The organism is Nostoc sp. UCD121, from assembly GCF_014222285.1.
Taxonomy (GTDB): domain Bacteria; phylum Cyanobacteriota; class Cyanobacteriia; order Cyanobacteriales; family Nostocaceae; genus Nostoc.
Genome location: NZ_JACKZS010000492.1, coordinates 1 through 934 on the forward strand (window position 1 = coordinate 1; position 934 = coordinate 934).

The window sequence follows — 934 nt, forward strand, 5'->3', positions numbered from 1 at the left end:
GGATAACTTGCCTTTTGATGCTAACTATCTTCCTGAGTGCCTTGAAGTCTATAGTGGTGATGCAGATGATGCCAATATTTTTGTTTTAAATGGTGTTTTGAAAGATTATGTCCCAGTTCATACTGAAAAAAATACATCATCGATAACAGTGATGATTGATGGAGAATTTGCTTACATTGAAGTTGAAGGTAGACAGGTTCTTAATAAACTCGGTGGGATAGTTTTGCCAGAAGTAGCGATTAATCCCGAACTGTTAATTCAGTCAATTATCAAAGGTGAAAATAATGATTGAGGATGGTGAAGCGAATGAAATTAAGCGAGATTATCTAGACATTTTAGAATCTCTCCTGAAACTCATCCATGCGAAAGCTAAAGAAAAAGGATTAGATCCCAGCAAGGATGTTCATATTTACTCTAGCTCTAGCAAAGTTTATCAAGGAAGATTGGGAGAATCGCCCTCTAAAAACTTATTAACACCAACGATAGTAGAGAACTTAAAAAAAGCTCTGTCTGACCCGAAAAATTCTCAAGGAGCAATTTCTATTAAAATTGGTAATGAAAAAGTATTCCATATTAAAAATGGAGAAGTACTGACTGACAAATTAGGTTTAGCGCCCCGAACGCCGAAAAATGAAGTTGTAAGTAATGAGCGAATTTACAGTGTAGAAGCTTTGCAAAAACAAGTGGCTGTTTTGCAATCTAAACTAGAGTCGCAACAAAAACTTGTTGACAGTCTCAAAAAAAATGAACAAACACCTGAATCCTTGTCAGAACTGGCTGCTCAAGTTAGCGAAATGGGCAAGTCTTTAGAAAAGCAACAACAGTTGATTGAAAACACCCAAAAAGCTTTGTCGCAGGTAAATGAACGGTTTTTACCACAAGTTCAAAATACGGTTCTTCAAAACTGGGTTGGGTCAGTTGAACGTCAAGTAAA

Annotated in this window: 1 protein-coding gene and 1 pseudogene; both read left to right on the forward strand. The window is 36.4% G+C overall.

The features are described from left to right. Positions 1-292, forward strand: a 292-nt coding sequence (locus GNF10_RS37125; RefSeq protein WP_185607509.1) for a hypothetical protein, incomplete at its 5' end; no start/stop codon positions are given. After that, positions 285-934, forward strand: a pseudogene (locus GNF10_RS37130) (hypothetical protein); the annotation flags it as partial. The gene GNF10_RS37125 and the pseudogene GNF10_RS37130, both read left to right, overlap by 8 nt.